Raw genomic sequence first — 18,439 nt, 5'->3', positions numbered from 1 at the left:
GTCCCCATGCACCGTCAGATCGCCGGCCGCCTCACCGGCCCCCGCTCCTCGTGGGCGGTCCTCGTCCTCACCCTGATCGTGGTCACGCTGCTCTCCCCGCTGGCCGGCAGGCTCACCGAGGTGCAGAACAACGAGGCCTCCTCGTGGCTGCCGGGCTCGGCGGAGTCCACCCGCGTCGCCGACGAGCTGTCGAAGACCGTCGACCCCAACGACATCCCGACGCTGGTGGTCTACCTGCGCGACGGCGGGCTCACCGCCCCCGACCGCGCCGCGATCGAGCAGCAGGCCACCGAGCTGGGCGCGATCAAGGGCGTCACCGGCACGGTGCTCACCCCCGCCCAGGCGAAGAAGGCCGGCTTCGGCGGCTACTCCGAGGACGGCGAGGTCGCCGTCACCGCGCTAACGTTCAACTTCGGCGCCAACGGCTGGAACGACATCCCCGACGCCGCCGACCGCATCCGCGACATCACCCGCATCGACGGCGTCACGGTGCACCTGGCCGGATTCGGCGGTCAGGCGGCCGACGCCTCGGAGGCCTTCGGCGGGCTCGACACCACCCTGCTGCTGGCCACCTTCCTCATCGTCATCGTGATCCTGCTGCTCACCTACCGCAGCCCGGTGCTCTGGATCCTGCCGATCCTCTCGGCCGGCATGGCGCTGATGATCTCCGAGGGCCTGATCTACCTCCTGGCCAAGCACGCGGGACTCACCGTCAACGGCCAGAGCCAGGCGATCCTCTCGATCCTGGTGATCGGCGCCGGCACCGACTACGCCCTGCTGCTGATCGCGCGCTACCGCGAGGAGCTGCGCACCCACGAGAGCCGGCACGAGGCCATGGCGTTCGCGCTGCACCGCGCGGCGCCGGCGATCCTGGCCAGTGCCGCCACGGTCGCCGTCGGCATGCTGTGCCTGCTGGCCGCCGACCTCAACTCCACCAAGGGCCTGGGGCCGGTCAACGCCATCGGCGTGGGCGTCACGGTCATCGTGATGGTCACCCTGCTCCCGGCCCTGCTGGTCATCTGCGGACGCTGGGTCTTCTGGCCCAAGCGGCCGACCTTCGGCTCGCACGAGCCCACCGCGTCGGGCCTGTGGGCGCGGGTCGGCGCCTGGATCGCCCCGCGGCCGCGCCGGGTGTGGGTCGGTACCGCGCTCGTGCTGGGCGTCGCCTGCCTGGGCCTGTTCCGCCTCGACACCGCCGGTCTCTCGACCGAGGAGAGCTACACCAAGGAGTTCGACTCCATCAAGGGCCAGAAGGTGCTCGCCGAGCACGGCCTGCTCGACAGCTCCAACACCGTCCAGGTCGTCGCGAACGCCGCGCGGGCACCGCAGGTCGCCCAGGCGCTCGAGCGCATCGACGGCCTCGGCACGCCCAGCCAGGCCCGTCCGGTCTCCGAGGGCCGGGTGTACCTGGAGTCCACGATCGGCGCCGACATCTCCTCGCCGCAGGCCTTCGACCTCGTCGACGCCGCCCGCGACGCCGTCCACGCGGTGCCCGGGGCCGACGCCCTCGTCGGCGGCGGATCGGCGTTCTACGTCGACACCAAGACCGCCTCCGAGCGCGACAACAGGGTGATCATCCCGCTGGTGCTCGTCGTCGTCCTGCTGATCCTCATGGGGCTCCTGCGGGCGGTGGCCTCGCCGCTGATCCTGCTCGGCACGGTCGTGCTGTCCTTCGGGGCGGCCCTGGGCCTCTCGGCCCTGCTCTTCGAGTACGTCTTCGGCTTCGCCGGCTCCGATCCCGGGTTCCCGCTGTTCACGTTCGTGTTCCTGGTGGCCCTGGGCATCGACTACAACATCTTCCTGATGACCCGCGTGCGCGAGGAGACGGTCACGAAGGGCACCCGCGAGGGCTCGCTCATCGCGCTGTCGTCGACCGGCGGCGTCATCACCTCCGCCGGCCTGGTGCTCGCGGCGACCTTCCTCGTGCTCGGCACCCTGCCCCTGGTGTTCCTCGCCGAGCTCGGCACCGCAGTGGCGCTGGGCGTCGTGCTCGACACGATGATCGTGCGCTCGGTGCTGGTCACCGCGATCAACCTCGACGCCGGCGACCGCATCTGGTGGCCCTCCCGGCTGGCCCGCGGCGCCCAGGACGGACCGGCCGAGGCGGTCGCGGCGGGGAAGGCTAGCCTGACCGAGTGAGCGCTCTGTCGCCCGACGAGTCGGTCCCCACCCCCCAGCAGGTCCGCCGCGCGCTGGCGCGGGCGGAGCGTGGCGCGAGCCTGGATCCCGACGAGGCCACCGTCCTCCTCGCCGCCACCGGCCAGGAGCTCGACCGGCTGTGCGCAGCGGCCGCGGCGGTGCGCGACGCCGGCCTGGTGGCCGCGGGGCGTCCCGGCGTCGTCACCTACTCCCCCAAGGTCTTCATCCCGGTCACGCGGCTGTGCCGCGACCGGTGCCACTACTGCACCTTCGTCGAGACCCCCGCCCAGGCCGAGCGCGAGGGCAGGGCGCCGTACCTCTCCCCCGACGAGATCCTCGACATCGCCCGCGAGGGCGCCACGCTGGGCTGCCTCGAGGCGCTGTTCACCCTCGGCGACCGCCCCGAGGACCGCTGGCCCGAGGCGCAGGCCTGGCTCGACGAGCAGGGCTACGACTCCACGCTGGCCTACGTGCGGGCGATGGCGGTGCGGGTGCTGGAGGAGACCGGCCTGCTGCCCCACCTCAACCCCGGCGTCCTGTCGTGGGAGGAGATGAACCGCCTCAAGCCGGTCTCCCCGTCGATGGGGATGATGCTCGAGACCACCTCGCGGCGGCTCTTCGAGACCAAGGGCCTGGCGCACCACGGCTCCCCCGACAAGGACCCCGCCGTGCGGCTGCGGGTGCTCGAGGACGCCGGCCGCCTCTCGGTGCCCTTCACCACCGGCCTGCTCGTCGGCATCGGCGAGACCCGCGCCGAGCGCGCTGACACGATCTTCGCGCTGCGCCGCGTGTTGCGCGCCTACGGCTCGGTGCAGGAGGTGATCGTCCAGAACTTCCGCGCCAAGCCGCAGACGGCGATGCGCCACGTCGACGACCTCGGTCTGGAGGAGTACCGCGCCGCGATCGCCGTCACCCGGCTGGTGCTGGGCCCGAAGGCCCGCGTCCAGGCACCGCCGAACCTCGTCGACCTCGAGGAGTGCCGCCAGCTGCTCGGGGCGGGCGTCGACGACTGGGGCGGCGTCTCCCCGCTCACGCCCGACCACGTCAACCCCGAGCGTCCCTGGCCCTCGCTCGAGCGGCTCCGCTCGCTCACCGAGGCCTGCGGGCTCACCCTCGCCCCGCGCCTGACGATCCACCCGGAGTACGTGCGGGCCGGCGAGCCGTGGCTCGACCCCCGCGTCTCCGCGCACGTCGCCACGCTCGCCGACGCAGACGGCCTCGCGATCCCCGGCGTCCGCCCCACCGGCCTGCCGTGGCAGGAGCCCGACGGCGGGTTCGCCGCCGCCGGCCGCACCGACCTCCACGAGGCCGTCGACACCGAGGGCCGCTCCGAGGACCGTCGCTCCGACTTCGCCGACGTCTACGGCGACTGGGACGCCGTCCGCGAGGCCGCCGCCGCCACGGGCGGCGCCCCCGCGGTGCTGCACGCCGAGGGTCGCGAGGCCCTCGCCGCGGCCGAGGCGAACCCCGGCGAGCTCAGCGACGAGCACGCACTGACCCTCATCACCGCCGACGGCGCGCTGCTGGAGCAGGTCCGACGCCTGGCCGACGACCTGCGTCGCGAGACCGTCGGCGACGACGTCACCTACGTCGTCAACCGGAACATCAACTTCACCAACGTCTGCTACGTCGGCTGCCGCTTCTGCGCCTTCGCCCAGCGCCGCACCGACGCCGACGCCTACTCCCTGTCGCTGGAGCAGGTGGCCGACCGCGCCGCGGAGGCGTGGGACCTCGGCGCCACCGAGGTCTGCATGCAGGGCGGCATCGACCCCGAGCTGCCCGCCAGCGCCTACACCGACCTCGTGCAGGCCGTGCGCACCCGCGTGCCCGAGATGCACGTGCACGCCTTCTCCCCCATGGAGATCGTCAACGGCACGGCCCGCACCGGGCTCTCGATCGAGGACCTCCTCATCAAGCTCCGCGAGGCCGGGCTCGGCTCGCTGCCCGGCACGGCCGCGGAGATCCTCGACGACGAGGTGCGCTGGGTGCTCACCAAGGGCAAGCTGCCCACCCGCACCTGGCTGGAGATCGTCACCACCGCGCACCGCGTCGGCATCCCGACGACCTCCACGATGATGTACGGCCACGTCGACCACCCGCGGCACTGGGTCGGGCACCTGCGCGTCCTCGCCGGGGTGCAGGACGCCGCCCGCGAGCACGGCAACGCCGGCCTCACCGAGTTCGTGCCGCTGCCGTTCGTGCACACCAGCGCGCCGATCTACCTCGCCGGCGTCGCCCGTCCCGGTCCGACGCTGCGCGACAACCTGGCGGTGCACGCGATGGCGCGGATCATGCTCCACGGCCGCATCGACCACATCCAGACCTCGTGGGTGAAGCTCGGCGTCGAGGGCACCCGCCTGATGCTGCGCTCCGGCGCGAACGATCTCGGCGGCACGCTGATGGAGGAGACCATCTCCCGGATGGCCGGCTCCGAGCACGGCTCGGCGAAGACCGTCGAGGAGCTGCGCGAGATCGCCGGCGGCATCGACCGGCCGGTGCGCGAGCGCACCACGCTCTACGGCCGCCGCGAGCACCACCCCGCCGGATGACGTCGCGGCGCGCCGCCGCTGCCTAGGTTCGCGCCATGACCACCGACGCGGAGACGCCCGACCTGCCCGAGGACGCCGAGGACCAGCCGATCGCCGAGGACACCCTCGACGGCGGCGACGTCGAGGACGAGCTCGACCGCGGCTACTCCCCGCCGGAGAGGCCGTCGGCGGGCCAGCGCTTCGGCAACACGCCCTACGAGGAGGCCACCGGCGAGACCCTCGAGCAGCGGGTCGCCCAGGAGGTCCCCGAGCCGGACCCGTACGTCGAAGCGGCCCGCACCGACGACGACCTCGACGACGGCGAGGTGGGCGACGCCCGGGCCGGGCGTCTGGTCGACCCCGACGCCGGCTTCGGCGAGGACACCGAGCAGGCGCTCGTCGGCGACGACGTCGGCATCGACGGCGGCGCGGCGTCGGCGGAGGAGGCGGCGGTCCACGTCGTCGAGGACCTGCCGAACTAGAACCTGTTCTCGCGTACGGGGCTAGGCTGCGCCCCGTGCGCTTCTCCCTGAGCATCGCCTACCAGCCCGTCGACGAGCTGCCCGCGCTGGCGCGCGCCGCCGACCGGCTCGGCTACCACGCGATGGCCGTGCCGGACCACGTCGTCGATCTCGAGGAGATCGCGACGCCCTATCCCTACACCCGCGACGGATCGCGGCGCTGGGACACCGACGCGCCGTGGCCCGACCCGTGGGTGCTGGCGTCGTCGCTGGCGGCGATCACCGAGCGGCTGCGCTTCTTCAGCTCCGTCTACGTGCTGCCCCTGCGCAGCCCCTTCCAGGTGGCGAAGTCGGTGGGCACCGCGGCGGTGCTCTCCGGCGGCCGCGTGGCCCTCGGCGTCGGCATCGGCTGGTGCCGCGAGGAGTTCGAGCTGCTCGACGCCGACTTCCGCACCCGCGGGCGCCGCACCGACGAGGCGCTCGACCTGCTCGCCGAGCTGTGGACGCCGGGATGGAGCGCGTTCGAGGGCGAGCACTACCGCGCGCCGCGCCTGACGATGAACCCGGTGCCACCCGCGCCGATCCCGATCTACGTCGGCGGACTCTCCGAGATCGCCTTCGCCCGGGCCGCGCGCCACGACGGCTGGATCGGCGACCTCTACACGATCGAGGAGGCCGCCGGCCATGCGCGACGCCTGGCCGAGCTGCGCGAGGAGGCCGGCAACGAGCGCGACTTCTCGGTGATCACCGCGCTCACCGACGCCTTCACCCCCGATCAGTTCCTCGAGGCACATGCCCGCGGCGTCACCGAGGTGATGACGATGCCCTGGGCGTACTACCACGGCCTCGACGTCGATCTCGAGCGCAAGCTCGACGGCCTGGAGCGCTTCGCAGCCGACGTCCTCGAGCCGGTGGCCCGGGCGCTCGACCCGGCCTGAGCCGCACATGACGGGCGGAGATCTCAGGCCGGGGAGCGACCTCGGAAAGTAGAGAACCGCTGGCGTCTCGGGTCACCAGCGGTTCGATATGAACTTTAGGACATTGGCACCGAGAAGCCAAGCCCGTCGCGCACTTTCCGTTGGTGGTCTGGACCACAGCTGTTCATCTTCGATCCCGCGGCGTCCTCGACCCGCTCCCCGGTGGGGGCGCCGGAGACCCGACACCCCGCCGGGTGACGGCTCGCCCGCAGGCGCGGCGCTACGGTCAGGCCCATGAGCACGCCTGCCGACCAGCACCCCACCGGCTCCCCCGTCGACCCCACCGACGCGCCGGTCGTCGAGCCCACCGGCACCACCCCGGACCCGGTCGAGCCCACCCCGCCGCCGGCTCCGATCGCCGATCCTCTGCGCGGCTCGCGCACCAGCGGCTTCTACGCCGCCACGGTCGGCCTCGGCGTCGTGCTGATCCTGCTCGTCATCTTCATCGCGCAGAACACCGACAAGACCACCGTGCGCTTCCTCGTCTGGGAGGGCCAGGTCTCGGTCGCCGTCGCGCTCCTCATCGCCACCGCCGCGGGCATCCTGCTCACCGCCACCGCCGGCAGCCTGCGCATCCTCCAGCTGCGGCGTCGCACCAAGAAGGCGCAGAGGGCCGTCCGCAAGGCCCGCTGACCGCCCTCCCACCTCCCACGGGCGCGAGCTCAGCCCCCGCCGCGCGTCCTGGCGCGCCGCCTCGCGACGACCCCACCGTCAGGGGACGATCACAACGGGCGTGTCCTCGGGGAGCCGCCAGAGCCGGCGCGCTCCGACCGCGCGCACGAATCGCGCGCCGACGACAGAACATCTCGTCCCAGCGCCTACCCAGCCCGCAGCGGATCGGGACCCGGGCGGACGAGCGCACCCGGGCCACGCCGCCGGGATCGGCTCACCACGCGTCTCCAGAGCGGTCCTGGCACACCACGTCGGCCGTGAGGTCGAGCAGGCCCGCCGGGTCGAGCACCATGATCCCGCCGTGCTCGTCGTCGGGACGGGCGACGCCGTCGGCGCCCAGGGTGAGCGAGCGGCCCCGCCAGCGCTGCCAGCCGAGCCGCTGATAGAAGCCGTGGCTGCCGGTGGAGAGCATCGAGAACGGGTGACGCTGGAGGATCTCCTCCTGCAGCCGCCGCATCACGACGCTGCCAAGGCCCCGGCCCTGCAGGGCGGAGGCGACGGCCACGGCCTCGACGTAGCCGGCGTCGTGCCAGGTCTCCCCCACCCGCAGGCGGCGCGGCACCACGCTGGCATGCGCCACCGGGCCGGAGGCCGCCTCGCCGACGACGTGCACGCCCCCGTACGCGTGGTCGGCGTCGTCGTCGGTGAACTGATCGCCGAAGGCGTCGTCCCAGAGCGCTCGCAGGCGGGCCCGCAGCGCGGGATCGACCTCGGCGCTGGCCAGCGTCGACCAGGTGACCGCATCCATGCCCGGACGCTACCCCGGGCCGGGCCGAGCGGGACCGCGTGCCACGATGCCCGGGTGCGCGCAGTGGTGATCGACGAGGTCCGTGGCCGTCCCGAGGTGCGCGAGGTCCCGACGCCGAGCGCGCCTGACGGCGGGGTCGTGGTGGCGGTGCACGCCACCGGCCTGTGCCGCTCGGACTGGCACGCCTGGGCCGGGCACGACGACGTCGTCTTCCCGCACGTGCCCGGGCACGAGCTGGCCGGCGAGGTCGTGCAGGTCGGCTCCGGGGTGCTGCGCTGGCGCGTCGGCGATCGCGTCACCGTGCCGTTCGTGTGCGGGTGCGGACGCTGCGCCTGGTGCGCCCAGGGCGATGCCCAGGTGTGTCCCGACCAGCAGCAGCCCGGCTTCACGCACTGGGGCTCCTACGCCGAGCAGGTGGCGCTGCACGCCGCCGACACCAACCTCGTGGCCGTGCCCGACGCCGTCGAGGTCGGCGTCGCCGCGGCCCTGGGCTGTCGCTTCGCCACCGCCTACCGCGCGGTCGTCGCCCGCGGACGCCTGCAGAGCGGCGAGTGGCTGGCCGTCGTCGGCGCGGGAGGCGTCGGGCTCAGCGCCGTCATGATCGGACGCGCGCTCGGCGCTCGCGTGGTGGTCGTCGACCGCCACGAGGGGGCGCTCGACGCCGCCCGCGCCCTCGGCGCCGAGCACGGCGTGCTGGCGCGGCCCGGCGTCGACGTGCCGGCCGCCATCGCCGAGCTCACCGGCGGCGGGGCGCACGTGAGCGTCGAGGCGGTCGGGCACCCGAGCGCGGCCGCCGACTCCATCCTCGGTCTGCGGCGTCGCGGACGGCACGTCCAGGTCGGCCTGCTGCCGCCCCTCGACGGCGACCCGCGGATGCCGATGGCGCGCGTCATCGGCTGGGAGCTCGACCTGCTCGGCAGCCACGGCATGGCCGCCGTCGACTACCCCGCGCTGCTCGGGCTCGTGGAGTCCGGCGTCCTGGAGCCGCAGCGGCTCATCGAGCGCACCGTCGGCCTCGCCGAGGGCGCCACGCTGCTGCCGGGCGTCGAGCACGCCGACGTGGCCGGCATGACGATGATCGACCCGCGCCTTCCGTGACGACCCCGTCCTGAGGGTCGCTCAGGAGGTGGCGCCGCGGTCCTCCTCGCGCAGCCGCGGCGGCGTGAAGCCCTCGGGCCGGATGCCGGTGATCGGGGCGTAGAACTCGCGGATGCGGTCCATGTCGGCGCTGACGTCGCCCGTCGGGTGGAAGGTCGGCCCCCAGCCCACGGTGCGGCTGGGCGCGTCGAGGAAGGCCAGCGTGATCGGGAGGCCGGTCTGCCGGGAGAGCCGGTAGAACCCCGACTTCCAGTACTCCCCGCGCGAGCGCGTGCCCTCCGCGGCGATGCCCAGCAGGAAGGTCGAGGACGACGCCTGCTCGGCCAGCAGCGCGTCGATCGTGGCCTTCGGGCTCTCGCGGTCCAGCGAGACCGCGCCGGTGGTGCGCAGGATCGGCGCCAGGGGTCCCTTGAACAGCGAGTCCTTGACCAGCAGCCGGATCGTGACGCCGTAGTCCCACGCGAGCAGCAGCGTCAGCACCCAGTCCCAGTTGGACGTGTGGGGCGCGCCGACGAGGATCGCGGACTCCGGGAGCTCCCCCTTCGTGCGCCACCGCATGAGGCGCAGGATCACGCGCGCCAGGGCGCGCCGCAGCCTCACTCCCACTCGATCGTGCCCGGCGGCTTGGAGGTGATGTCGAGGACGACCCGGTTGACCTCGCGCACCTCGTTGGTGATGCGGGTGGAGATGCGCTCGAGCACCTCGTAGGGCAGCCGGCCCCAGTCGGCGGTCATGGCGTCCTCGCTGGTGACCGGCCGCAGGACGATCGGGTGGCCATAGGTGCGGCCGTCGCCCTGCACGCCCACCGAGCGGACGTCGGCGAGCAGCACGACCGGGAACTGCCAGATGGTGGCGTCCAGGCCCGCGGCGGTGGTCTCCTCGCGGACGATCGCGTCGGCGGCACGCAGGATCGCGAGGCGGTCGCGGTCGACGGCGCCGACGATGCGGATCGCCAGGCCGGGACCGGGGAACGGGTGCCGGGAGACGATGGCCTCGGGGATGCCGAGCTGGCGGCCGACCTCGCGGACCTCGTCCTTGAACAGGGTGCGCAACGGCTCGATGAGGCTGAACTCGAGGTCGTCGGGCAGGCCGCCGACGTTGTGGTGGCTCTTGATGTTGGCCGCGCCCTCGCCGCCGCCGGACTCGACGACGTCGGGGTAGAGCGTGCCCTGCACCAGGAAGCGGACCGGCGGGCCGGGGGTGGCCAGCACCTCGCGCTCGGCGGCCTCGAAGGTGCGGATGAACTCGCGGCCGATGATCTTGCGCTTCTCCTCGGGGTCGGTGACGCCCTCGAGGAAGCCCAGGAACTGGTCGGCGGCGTCGACGACCTTGAGGTTGACGCCGGTGGCGGCGACGTAGTCGCGCTCGACCTGCTCGGCCTCGCCCTCGCGCAGCAGGCCGTGGTCGACGAAGACCGCGGTGAGCTGCTCGCCGACGGCGCGCTGCACCAGCGCGGTGGACACCGCGGAGTCGACGCCGCCGGAGAGCGCGGAGATGACGCGGGCGTCGCCGACCTCGGCACGGATGCGCTCGACCTGCTCCTCGACGATGTTGACCATCGTCCAGGTCTGGCGGCAGCCGGCGATGTCGAGGAGGAAGTGCTCGAGCACCTGCTGGCCGTGCTCGGAGTGCAGCACCTCGGGGTGCCACTGGACGCCGGCGAGCCCGGCCTCGACGTTCTCGAACGCGGCGACGGGGGTGTCGGGGGTGGAGGCCAGCACCCGGAAGCCCTCGGGCGCCGCGGTGACGGAGTCGCCGTGCGACATCCAGACCCGGTGCTCGGCGGGGATGCCGGCCAGCAGCGTGCCGGGGTCGCTGACGACGACCGGGGTGCGGCCGTACTCGCGGGCGCCGGTGGCGGCGACCTCGCCGCCCAGGCCCTGGGCCATGAGCTGGAAGCCGTAGCACATGCCGAACACGGCGGTGCCGGAGGTGAGCAGGGCGGAGTCCAGCGACGGAGCCCCGTCGGCGTAGACCGAGGACGGTCCGCCGGAGAGGATGATCGCCTTCGGGCCCTTGGCCAGCATCTGCTCCACCGGCATCGTGTGGGGCACGATCTCGGAGTAGACCTTCGCCTCGCGGACGCGGCGGGCGATGAGCTGGGCGTACTGGGCGCCGAAGTCGACGACGAGGACGAGGTCGTGGTCCGGCGCGGCGTCCGGGGCGGCCTGGGTCATGGGCTCACCCTATCGGCGCCGTGGCGTGGCCCCGCGCACCGGCCAGGAAATGCCGCAGGGCCCGGCCGGGGAGGGAGGGGTGGCCGGGCCCTGAGCGTCCACGCACCTGTTGGACTGCGCCTGGACCGCTGACCCGGCCCATAGTTGGGAGGGAGCATGAAGCCGGGTCCACACGGCTCAACGACCCGCTCCATGGCGGGTTACGCGCGATCATCACGAGGTCGTTGAATCCTCGATCTGTCTAGACCGGCCGACGCACCACGGCCCGGACCGCCGAGGCGATCCGGGCCGAGAGAGGGTGCGCGGCAGGCGTCAGGAGACCCCGACGATGGGCAGCCGCAGCGCCGCCGGAGCGGACGCCGGGACGGCCGGCCGGGCCGGGGCCACCGGCTCGAGGGCCTGGTAGGAGGCGCCGAGGGCGGGACGCGGGTCGGCCTCTCCCTTGTTGGGCCAGAAGGCCATCGCCCGCTCGGCCTGGGCGGTGATCGTCAGCGACGGGTTCACGCCGAGGTTCGCCGAGATCGCCGAGCCGTCGGCGATGTGGAGGCCCGGGTGGCCGTAGACGCGCTGGTAGGCGTCGATGACGCCGGTCTCCGGGGAGTCGCCGATGGCGCAGCCGCCGATGAAGTGCGCGGTGAGCGGCATGTTGAACGGCTCGCCGATGTTGCCGCCCGCGGTGCCGCCGAGGTGGCCGGCGATGCGGGTGACGGCCTCGTTGGCCACTGGGATCCACGTCGGGTTGGGGGCGCCGTGGCCCTGGCGGGAGGTCATCCGCCAGCCCAGGAGGCCCTTCTTGCCGTAGGTGGTGATGGAGTTGTCGAGGCTCTGCATGACCAGGGCGATGACGGTGCGCTCCGACCAGTGCTTGAGGTCGTAGAGGGCGCCGATGTTGCTGCGCTCCTTCCACATCTCCTTCAGCCACGCGCGCCAGCGCGGCTCGCCGGTGTCGCCCTCGGTGAGCACCGTCTGCATGAGGGCCATGGTGTTGAAGCCCTTGCCGTAGCGACACGGCTCGATGTGGGTGTTGGCGTCGGGGTGCCACGAGGAGGTGATCGCGACGCCCTGGGTGTAGTCGGTGGGGTCGCTCTTGGGCGCGATGGCGCCGAGGATCGACTCGGAGTTGGTGCGCGAGAGGTAGCCGAGGCGGTCGGAGAGTCCGGGCAGGTGGCCCTCGTCCTTCATCCGGTGCAGCAGCTTCTGGGTGCCCAGCGACGCGGCCGCGAACACGACGTGCTCCGCGGTGAGGGTGCGGGTGGTCCTCGCGGTGGCGCGCTTGGCCTTGGTGTACTTCACGCTCAGCTCGTAGCCGCCCCCGGCGAGCGGACGAACGCGGGTGACCGTGGTGAGCGGCATGACCTTCGCGCCGTTCTTCTCGGCGAGGTAGAGGTAGTTCTTCACCAGGGTGTTCTTGGCGTTGTGGCGACAGCCCGACATGCACTCGCCGCAGTTGGTGCAGGTGTTGCGGGCCGGGCCCTCGCCGCCGAAGAAGGGGTCCTCGACGCGCTCGCCGGCCGCCTGGCCGGGACCGCCGAAGAAGACGCCCACCGGCGTCGGGTGGAAGGTGTCGCCCACGCCCATGTCGGTGGCGACCTTCTCCATGACGTCGTCCGCGGGCGTGCGCACGGGGTTCTCGACGACGCCGAGCATCCGCTTGGCCTGGTCGTAGTAGGGGGCCAGCTCGCCCTTCCAGTCGGCGATGTGGCGCCACTGGGGGTCCTCGTAGAACGCCGGGAGGGGCTCGTAGAGGGTGTTGGCGTAGACCAGCGAGCCGCCGCCGACGCCCGCGCCGGCCACGATCATGGTGTCGCGGACGGCGTCGATGCGCTGGATGCCGTAGCAGCCCAGCCACGGGGCCCAGAGGTACTTGGTGATGTCGAGGGTGCCCGAGGAGAAGTCGGAGTCCTCGAAGCGGGCGCCGGCCTCGATGACGCCGACCTTGTAGCCCTTCTCGGTCAGGCGCAGCGCGGTGACCGAGCCGCCGAAGCCCGATCCGATGACGAGGACGTCGTAGTCGTAGGTGTCAGCCATCAGGCCCTCCCCAGCTTCTTCATCAGCCGCAGGTTCGCGGACATCACCTTGGCGTACGCCTGGTCGGACATGCCGAGCATCGGCGCGAGACGGATGAGTCGCTGGGTGGCCACCGACTGCGACTCGGTGTAGCGGTGGATGCCCTCGGCGCCCTGGCGGCGTCCCATGCCGGACTCGCGCATGCCGCCCATGGGCGAGTCGACGCTGGCGAACGTCGCACCGAAGGCCTCGTTGACGTTGACGGTGCCGCACTTGACCTGCGCGGCGATCGCGCGGCCGCGGGCGCCGTCCTGGGTGTAGACGGAGGCGTTGAGGCCGTACTCGCCGTCGTTGGCGCGTGCGATGGCGTCCGCCTCGTCGTGGAAGCGGTAGATCGAGACGACCGGGCCGAAGGTCTCCTGGCCGAAGCAGGTCATGTCGGGGCTGACGTTCTCGAGGATCGTCGGCTCGTAGAAGTAGGGGCCGAGGTCGGGACGCGCCCGGCCGCCGGCGAGCACCCGGGCGCCCTTGGCGACGGCGTCGTCGACGTGGGCCACGACGGTGTCGAGCTGCTCCTGAGAGATCAGCGAGCCCATGTCGGTGCCCCACTCGAGCGTGGCGCCGAGGGTCATCGCCTGGGTGCGGGCCACGAAGCGCTCGACGAAGCGGTCGTAGACCTGATCGGCGACGAAGAGCCGCTCGATGGAGACGCACAGCTGGCCGGCGTTGGAGAACGCGGCGCGCACGGCGCCCTCGGCGGCGCGGTCGGCGTCGGCGTCGCGGAGCACGAGCATCGGGTTCTTGCCGCCGAGCTCGAGCGAGCAGCCGATGAGCCGGTCGGCGCAGGCCGCCGCGACGCGCTTGCCGGTGGCCGTGGAGCCGGTGAAGCAGACGTAGTCGGCCTTGGCGATGATCGACATGCCGACGCGGCTGCCGGGGCCGGCGACGACCTGCCACAGGTCGCGCGGGAAGCCGGCCTCCTCGAGCAGCCCGGCGCCGAGCAGGGCGGTGAGCATGGTCTGGGCGTCGGGCTTGGTGACGACGGCGTTGCCGGCCATGAGGGCGGGCAGGCCGTCGCACAGCGCCATGGTGAAGGGGTAGTTCCAGGGGCTGATGATGCCGACGACGCCCTTGGGCACCCGGTTGACCTCGACGCGCGTGAGCACGGGCGCGACGCCGAGCTTGCGGCGGGTGTCGAGGTGCTCGTGGGCGGTGCGGGCGTAGTAGCGGGCGGTGAGCGCGACGTGGAGGACCTCGTCGAAGGCGTGGGTGCGGGCCTTGCCGGACTCCCACACGATGAGGTCGAGGATCTCCTCCTGCCGCTCGAGGAGGAGGTCGTGCAGGCGCAGCATGATCGCGGCGCGGTGGTCGAGGCTGGTGCGCGCCCAGGCCAGCTGCGCGCGACGGGCGCGGGCGAAGGCCTCGACGACGTCGTCCTCGGTGGACTGCGGGATGTGAGCCACGGGCGCGCCGTTGATCGGCGAGTGGCTCTGCTTGGCCTCCCCCGAGGTGGCCAGGATGCGACCGGTGAGGCTCGCGACGTAGTCGGGCTCGAGGGCGTAGGACGCCGTCGGGTCGTGCTCGGGGTCGGCCGGGCCGCCGACCAGGGGGCCTCCGGCCGGGTTGGGAGTGCTCGCGCTCATACCCGGAGGGTAGGTGAGAGCGACGGCCGTCACTACCCTTCGGTAGCGATCTCCTGGCTTGACACCACGTATCCGCATGTCAACCGCTCAGAACTGGTCCAGACCGCGTCTCACTATGTGATGACAGCCGCCCTCACATGGGCGTCCACGGGCCTCCTCCGGGCGTCCATCGGGCCCCCGCACCGGTCACGCCGACGGCGCCTGGGTGTAGACCGACTTCAGCTCGCAGTACTGCGCGAGGCCCTCCGGGCCGAACTCCCGACCGATGCCCGAGGCCTTGTAGCCGCCGAACGGGGCGGCGAAGTCCATCGTGTAGGTGTTCACGCCGTAGGTGCCCGCGCGCACCCGGCGGGCGACCTCGAGCCCGGCGTCGGCGTCGGAGGTCCACACCGTGCCGGCCAGGCCGTAGTCGGAGTCGTTGGCGATGCGCACGGCGTCGTCGACGTCGTCGTAGGCGATCACCGAGAGCACCGGGCCGAAGATCTCCTCCTGCGCGATGCGCATGCGGTTGTCGACCTCGGCGAAGACGGTGGGCCGCACGAACCAGCCCCGCTCGAGCCCGGCGGGACGTCCGGTGCCGCCGACGACGAGGCGCGCGCCCTCCTGCTCCCCCAGCGCGATGTAGCCCTCGACGCGCTCCTGCTGACGCCGCGCGACCATCGGGCCGATCTCGGTCGCCGGGTCCTGCGGGTCGCCCACCTGCATCGCGCCGACGGCCTCGGCGAGCGCGTCGACGACGAGGTCGTGGCTGCGCCGCGAGACCAGCACGCGGGTCTGGGCCACACAGGCCTGGCCGGAGTTCATCAGGCCGATGAACCTCAGGCCCTCGACGGTGCTGACCAGGTCGGCGTCGTCGAGCACGATCGCCGCCGACTTGCCGCCCAGCTCCAGCGAGCAGCGCTTGAGCCGCTCGCCGCACACGGCGCCGATGCGGCGTCCGGCCGCGGTGGAGCCGGTGAAGGCCACCTTGTCGACGCCGGGGTGCGCGACGAGGTGCTCCCCCACCTCGCGGCCGGCGGCGACGACGTTGACCACGCCGGCCGGCACGCCGGCCTCGTGGAGCAGCTCGGCCATGAGGTAGGCGTCCAGCGGGGTCTCCGGCGCCGGCTTCACCACCACCGTGCAGCCGGCCAGGAGCGCCGGGACGACCTTGGAGATCGTGGTGAACTGCGGGACGTTCCACGGCGGGATCGCCGCCACCACGCCCACCGGCTCGTGGCGCACCACCACCGGGGCCCCCAGTGCGCCGGGCCGCTCGGCCTCCCACGCGAACTCCCGGGCGATCGCGAGGAACGCCTCGATCTGCATCCACGGCGCCGGGCTCTGCGCGAGGTTGGAGAACGACGTCGGCGCGCCCATCTCGAGGGTGATGAGCGCGGCCATGTCGCCGAGCCGGGCGGCGTAGAGGCCGGAGAACCGCTCGATCACCGCGATCCGCTCGGCCGGCGTCATCCGCGGCCAGGGCCCGTGGTCGAAGGCCTGCCGGGCGGCGGCCACGGCGGCGTCGACGTCGGCCCTCGAGCCCTCGGGCACCCGCGCCACGACCTGCTCGGTGGCGGGGTCGACGACCTCGAGCACCGCCGAGGTGGCCGGGGCGCGCCAGTCGCCGTCGATGTAGAGGGCGTCGCGGTCCAGGGTCGGACTCGTCATGGCGGTGCTCCTTCGGATGCTCAGGGGGCGACGGCGAACCAGTCGGCGAAGCCGGTGGGGTCGTGGCGGCCGATGCAGAAGTGCTCGAACAGGCCCCAGCCCTCGATGCTGGCGTCGCCCTCGGTGAGCACCGCCCGTCCGACGTGGTCGACGCAGCCGAACATCATCCGGCCGCGCACGGCGTCGTCGTCGAGGTCGTAGTGGACGCGCTCGGCGAACCCCTCGCCCTTCCACTGGCCGTGGGTCCAGTCGGGGTCGCCGCCGTAGCCGGCGCCGACGTGCAGCGGCGTGGCCAGCAGCGAGGACACCTCGATCTCCAGCGGGGAGCCGTCGGGGGTGGTGCAGCGCAGCGTCGCGCCGGTGGGCGTGCGGGTGCCGGGCGCGTAGTGGACGCTCACGTGCGGCCAGCCGAGCTGCTCGACCCGACCGTCGGGCCACACCCGATGGCAGTCGTTGAGCGTGCGGTAGCCGGACGGGTCCTCCTGCAGGATCACCACGACGGCGAAGTCCTCGAAGCGCATCGGCACGTAGAGCCACCACATGCCGTCGAAGGGCGGGTCGGACGGCGCGCCCGCGGGCTCGGCCTCGCCCACCGGACGGATGCCCCAGGAGCGGTCGCGGGTGCCGACCCATCGGTCGGGCGTCACCTCGATCCGCTCGCCGTCGATCGTGACGTGGCCGCTCCAGGTGCCGACCTGCGCGAAGCGCTGGGCATCGAGGGTCACCCGGGCGCCCGAGCGCAGCACGTGGCGCTGCTCCTGGAGCACCGGGAAGGAGCCCTCCCAGGTGAGGTCGGCGGAGATGCCCTCGGTCTCCTCGAGCGTGATGCGCAGGCGCTGCAGCGGCTCGAGCACCTCCACGCGGTAGCCGCCGACGCGCTGGTCGAGGCGGTCGTCGTCGCAGCGGTCGGAGAGGTGGAGCGCGACGTGCCGGCCGCCGCGGGCCAGCAGCAGGAAGGCGTCCTTGGTGCCGAGGTTGGGGTAGTAGCCCAGGCCGGTGATGACGAAGAGGTCGCCGGTGCGGTCGTGTGCGTTGAGGTAGCAGCGGTCGTAGAAGTTGCGGTCGCTGCTGTCGGGCCAGCCGATCGGCAGCGGGGCCTGGTGGATCGGGTACTCGTCGAGGGGCCCGACCATCACGCGCCCGCCTCGTCGAGGAGGCGCTCCACCAGCGGCTTGCAGTGGAACAGCGACTCGAGGTCCTCGGGCCGCTCGATCTCGCCGAAGTGGATCTGCCGGGCGCCGGTGCGCATGAAGACGATGCACCACTGCAGGCCGTTGTAGACGTGGTACCAGGCGAGGTCGTCGAGCGTGACGCCGGTGAGGCGCTCGGAGTGCGCGACGACGTCGGCCTCGGCGAGGAGGTGGGGCATGCCCGGCAGGCCGAGCACGCCCGCGATCGACTCGAAGACCTGGTGGGCGAAGATCATCCACGACACGTCGAGCTCCCGCGGGCCGACCGCGGCCATCTCCCAGTCGAGCACCGCGACCGGCCGATGGTCGCGGTACATCATGTTGCCGATGCGAGCGTCGCCCCAGCACAGCACCGCCTCGTCGTCGCCGACGTCGGGCAGGTGGGCCTCGAGCCAGGACAGCGCCCGCTCGACCATCGGGGAGCGCCCGAGGTCGAGCACGGCGTACTCGTACCAGGCGCGGGTCCGCGCGAGGTTGCGCGCCAGGAGGGTCGGGCCCTCGTGACCGTGGCGGGCGGGGTCGAGGAAGCCGAAGGTGGTGACGGCGTCGGGCACGGCGTGCAGCCGGGCGAGCACCTCGACCGAGGACTCCTGCAGCAGCCGCTGGTGCTCGGGCACGGCCTCGAAGACCCAGCTGTCGTCGAAGTTGTAGGGCAGCACGTCGGGCGGCACGACGCCGTCGACGCGGTCCATGAGGAAGAAGGGCGTCCCGAGCACCGTGCCGGTGGGCTCCAGCAGCGAGACCGCCGGCACGGGCACGTCGGTGAGCTCGCCGACCAGGCGCATGGCCTCGTACTGCTCCCCGAGGTCGTAGCGGGGGAAGACCGGGAAGTCGCCGGCCGCCGGGGCGACCCGGGCCACGTAGGGACGCGTGACGCGCCGCCCGTCCTCGGTGAGCTCGACGTCGAGCACGAGCGTCTCCGAGCTCATGCCGTTGGCCGCGATGCCGGAGTGCAGCACCACGTGCGGATCGGCGCCGGCGGGCAGCCGGGTGGCCAGCCAGGCGGCGAGCACGTCCGGGACGGTGGTGGCGTCGCGGCTGGAGCGCTGCATCTGCAGGTCGGCGGGCGGGGGCGCCTGGGTCACGAGCTCACCTCACGATCGAGACAGGTCGAGCGTGGCCACGGGTGTGACCCACGTCTCGAGCTGA

General features: G+C 72.9%; 14 protein-coding genes. 6 read left to right on the top strand and 8 right to left on the bottom strand.

Features of this window, described 5'->3' with window-relative positions:
• The first annotated feature begins 6 nt into the window (after positions 1–6).
• The 5 genes from ACZDWJ_RS09035 to ACZDWJ_RS09015 all read left to right on the top strand — a co-directional run bounded on the left by ACZDWJ_RS09035 (position 7) and on the right by ACZDWJ_RS09015 (position 6,738).
• Positions 7–2,139, top strand: a complete 2,133-nt coding sequence (locus ACZDWJ_RS09035; protein WP_463520611.1) for an MMPL family transporter — start codon at positions 7–9, stop codon at positions 2,137–2,139.
• The gene (locus tag ACZDWJ_RS09030; RefSeq protein ID WP_463520610.1) at positions 2,136–4,688 is read left to right on the top strand and encodes a bifunctional FO biosynthesis protein CofGH; all 2,553 of its coding nucleotides are present in this window, start codon (positions 2,136–2,138) and stop codon (positions 4,686–4,688) included. Before ACZDWJ_RS09035 ends, ACZDWJ_RS09030 begins: the two co-directional genes overlap by 4 nt.
• Before the next feature lie 35 nt (positions 4,689–4,723).
• Positions 4,724–5,149 (top strand): DUF5709 domain-containing protein, encoded by a 426-nt coding sequence (locus ACZDWJ_RS09025; protein ID WP_463520609.1) that lies wholly within the window; start codon positions 4,724–4,726, stop codon positions 5,147–5,149.
• Between the two features lie 35 nt (positions 5,150–5,184).
• The gene (locus ACZDWJ_RS09020; protein ID WP_463520608.1) at positions 5,185–6,066 is read left to right on the top strand and encodes a TIGR03619 family F420-dependent LLM class oxidoreductase; all 882 of its coding nucleotides are present in this window, start codon (positions 5,185–5,187) and stop codon (positions 6,064–6,066) included.
• A 273-nt stretch (positions 6,067–6,339) separates the two neighbouring features.
• Positions 6,340–6,738, top strand: coding sequence for a LapA family protein (locus ACZDWJ_RS09015; protein ID WP_463520607.1), 399 nt, complete (start codon positions 6,340–6,342; stop codon positions 6,736–6,738).
• A gap of 253 nt (positions 6,739–6,991) precedes the next feature.
• Here the strand turns inward: ACZDWJ_RS09015 and ACZDWJ_RS09010 are convergent, their stop codons facing one another.
• Positions 6,992–7,525 (bottom strand): GNAT family N-acetyltransferase, encoded by a 534-nt coding sequence (locus ACZDWJ_RS09010; RefSeq protein ID WP_463520606.1) that lies wholly within the window; start codon positions 7,523–7,525, stop codon positions 6,992–6,994.
• 54 nt (positions 7,526–7,579) lie between these two features.
• On the opposite strand from ACZDWJ_RS09010, the gene ACZDWJ_RS09005 reads away from it, so the two are divergent.
• Positions 7,580–8,623 (top strand): zinc-dependent alcohol dehydrogenase family protein, encoded by a 1,044-nt coding sequence (locus ACZDWJ_RS09005; protein ID WP_463520605.1) that lies wholly within the window; start codon positions 7,580–7,582, stop codon positions 8,621–8,623.
• A 21-nt stretch (positions 8,624–8,644) separates the two neighbouring features.
• Here the strand turns inward: ACZDWJ_RS09005 and ACZDWJ_RS09000 are convergent, their stop codons facing one another.
• The 7 genes from ACZDWJ_RS09000 to ACZDWJ_RS08970 all read right to left on the bottom strand — a co-directional run bounded on the left by ACZDWJ_RS09000 (position 8,645) and on the right by ACZDWJ_RS08970 (position 18,375).
• Complete coding sequence (locus tag ACZDWJ_RS09000) at positions 8,645–9,181, bottom strand: 1-acyl-sn-glycerol-3-phosphate acyltransferase (RefSeq protein WP_463520604.1); 537 nt, start codon at positions 9,179–9,181, stop codon at positions 8,645–8,647.
• Positions 9,182–9,219: 38 nt separating this feature from the next.
• Entirely contained in the window at positions 9,220–10,800 is a 1,581-nt protein-coding gene (gene guaA / locus ACZDWJ_RS08995; RefSeq protein WP_463520603.1) for a glutamine-hydrolyzing GMP synthase, read from the bottom strand.
• Between the two features lie 312 nt (positions 10,801–11,112).
• A complete protein-coding gene (locus tag ACZDWJ_RS08990; protein WP_463520602.1) occupies positions 11,113–12,828 on the bottom strand; it encodes a GMC oxidoreductase in 1,716 nt (571 codons plus the stop codon).
• Entirely contained in the window at positions 12,828–14,450 is a 1,623-nt protein-coding gene (locus ACZDWJ_RS08985) for a succinic semialdehyde dehydrogenase (protein ID WP_463520601.1), read from the bottom strand. The genes ACZDWJ_RS08990 and ACZDWJ_RS08985 overlap by 1 nt, the downstream gene beginning before the upstream one ends.
• A 186-nt stretch (positions 14,451–14,636) precedes the next feature.
• Entirely contained in the window at positions 14,637–16,100 is a 1,464-nt protein-coding gene (locus ACZDWJ_RS08980; protein WP_463520600.1) for an aldehyde dehydrogenase, read from the bottom strand.
• A 20-nt stretch (positions 16,101–16,120) separates the two neighbouring features.
• On the bottom strand, positions 16,121–17,233 hold the full coding sequence (locus ACZDWJ_RS08975; protein ID WP_463520655.1) for an Rv3169 family protein: 1,113 nt from the start codon (positions 17,231–17,233) through the stop codon (positions 16,121–16,123).
• The gene (locus tag ACZDWJ_RS08970; protein WP_463520599.1) at positions 17,233–18,375 is read right to left on the bottom strand and encodes a phosphotransferase family protein; all 1,143 of its coding nucleotides are present in this window, start codon (positions 18,373–18,375) and stop codon (positions 17,233–17,235) included. The genes ACZDWJ_RS08975 and ACZDWJ_RS08970 overlap by 1 nt, the downstream gene beginning before the upstream one ends.
• Positions 18,376–18,439 lie beyond the last annotated feature (64 nt).

It is taken from the genome of Nocardioides sp. B129/18, assembly GCF_055282735.1.
This window is presented reverse-complemented; position numbering and strand designations above follow the sequence as displayed.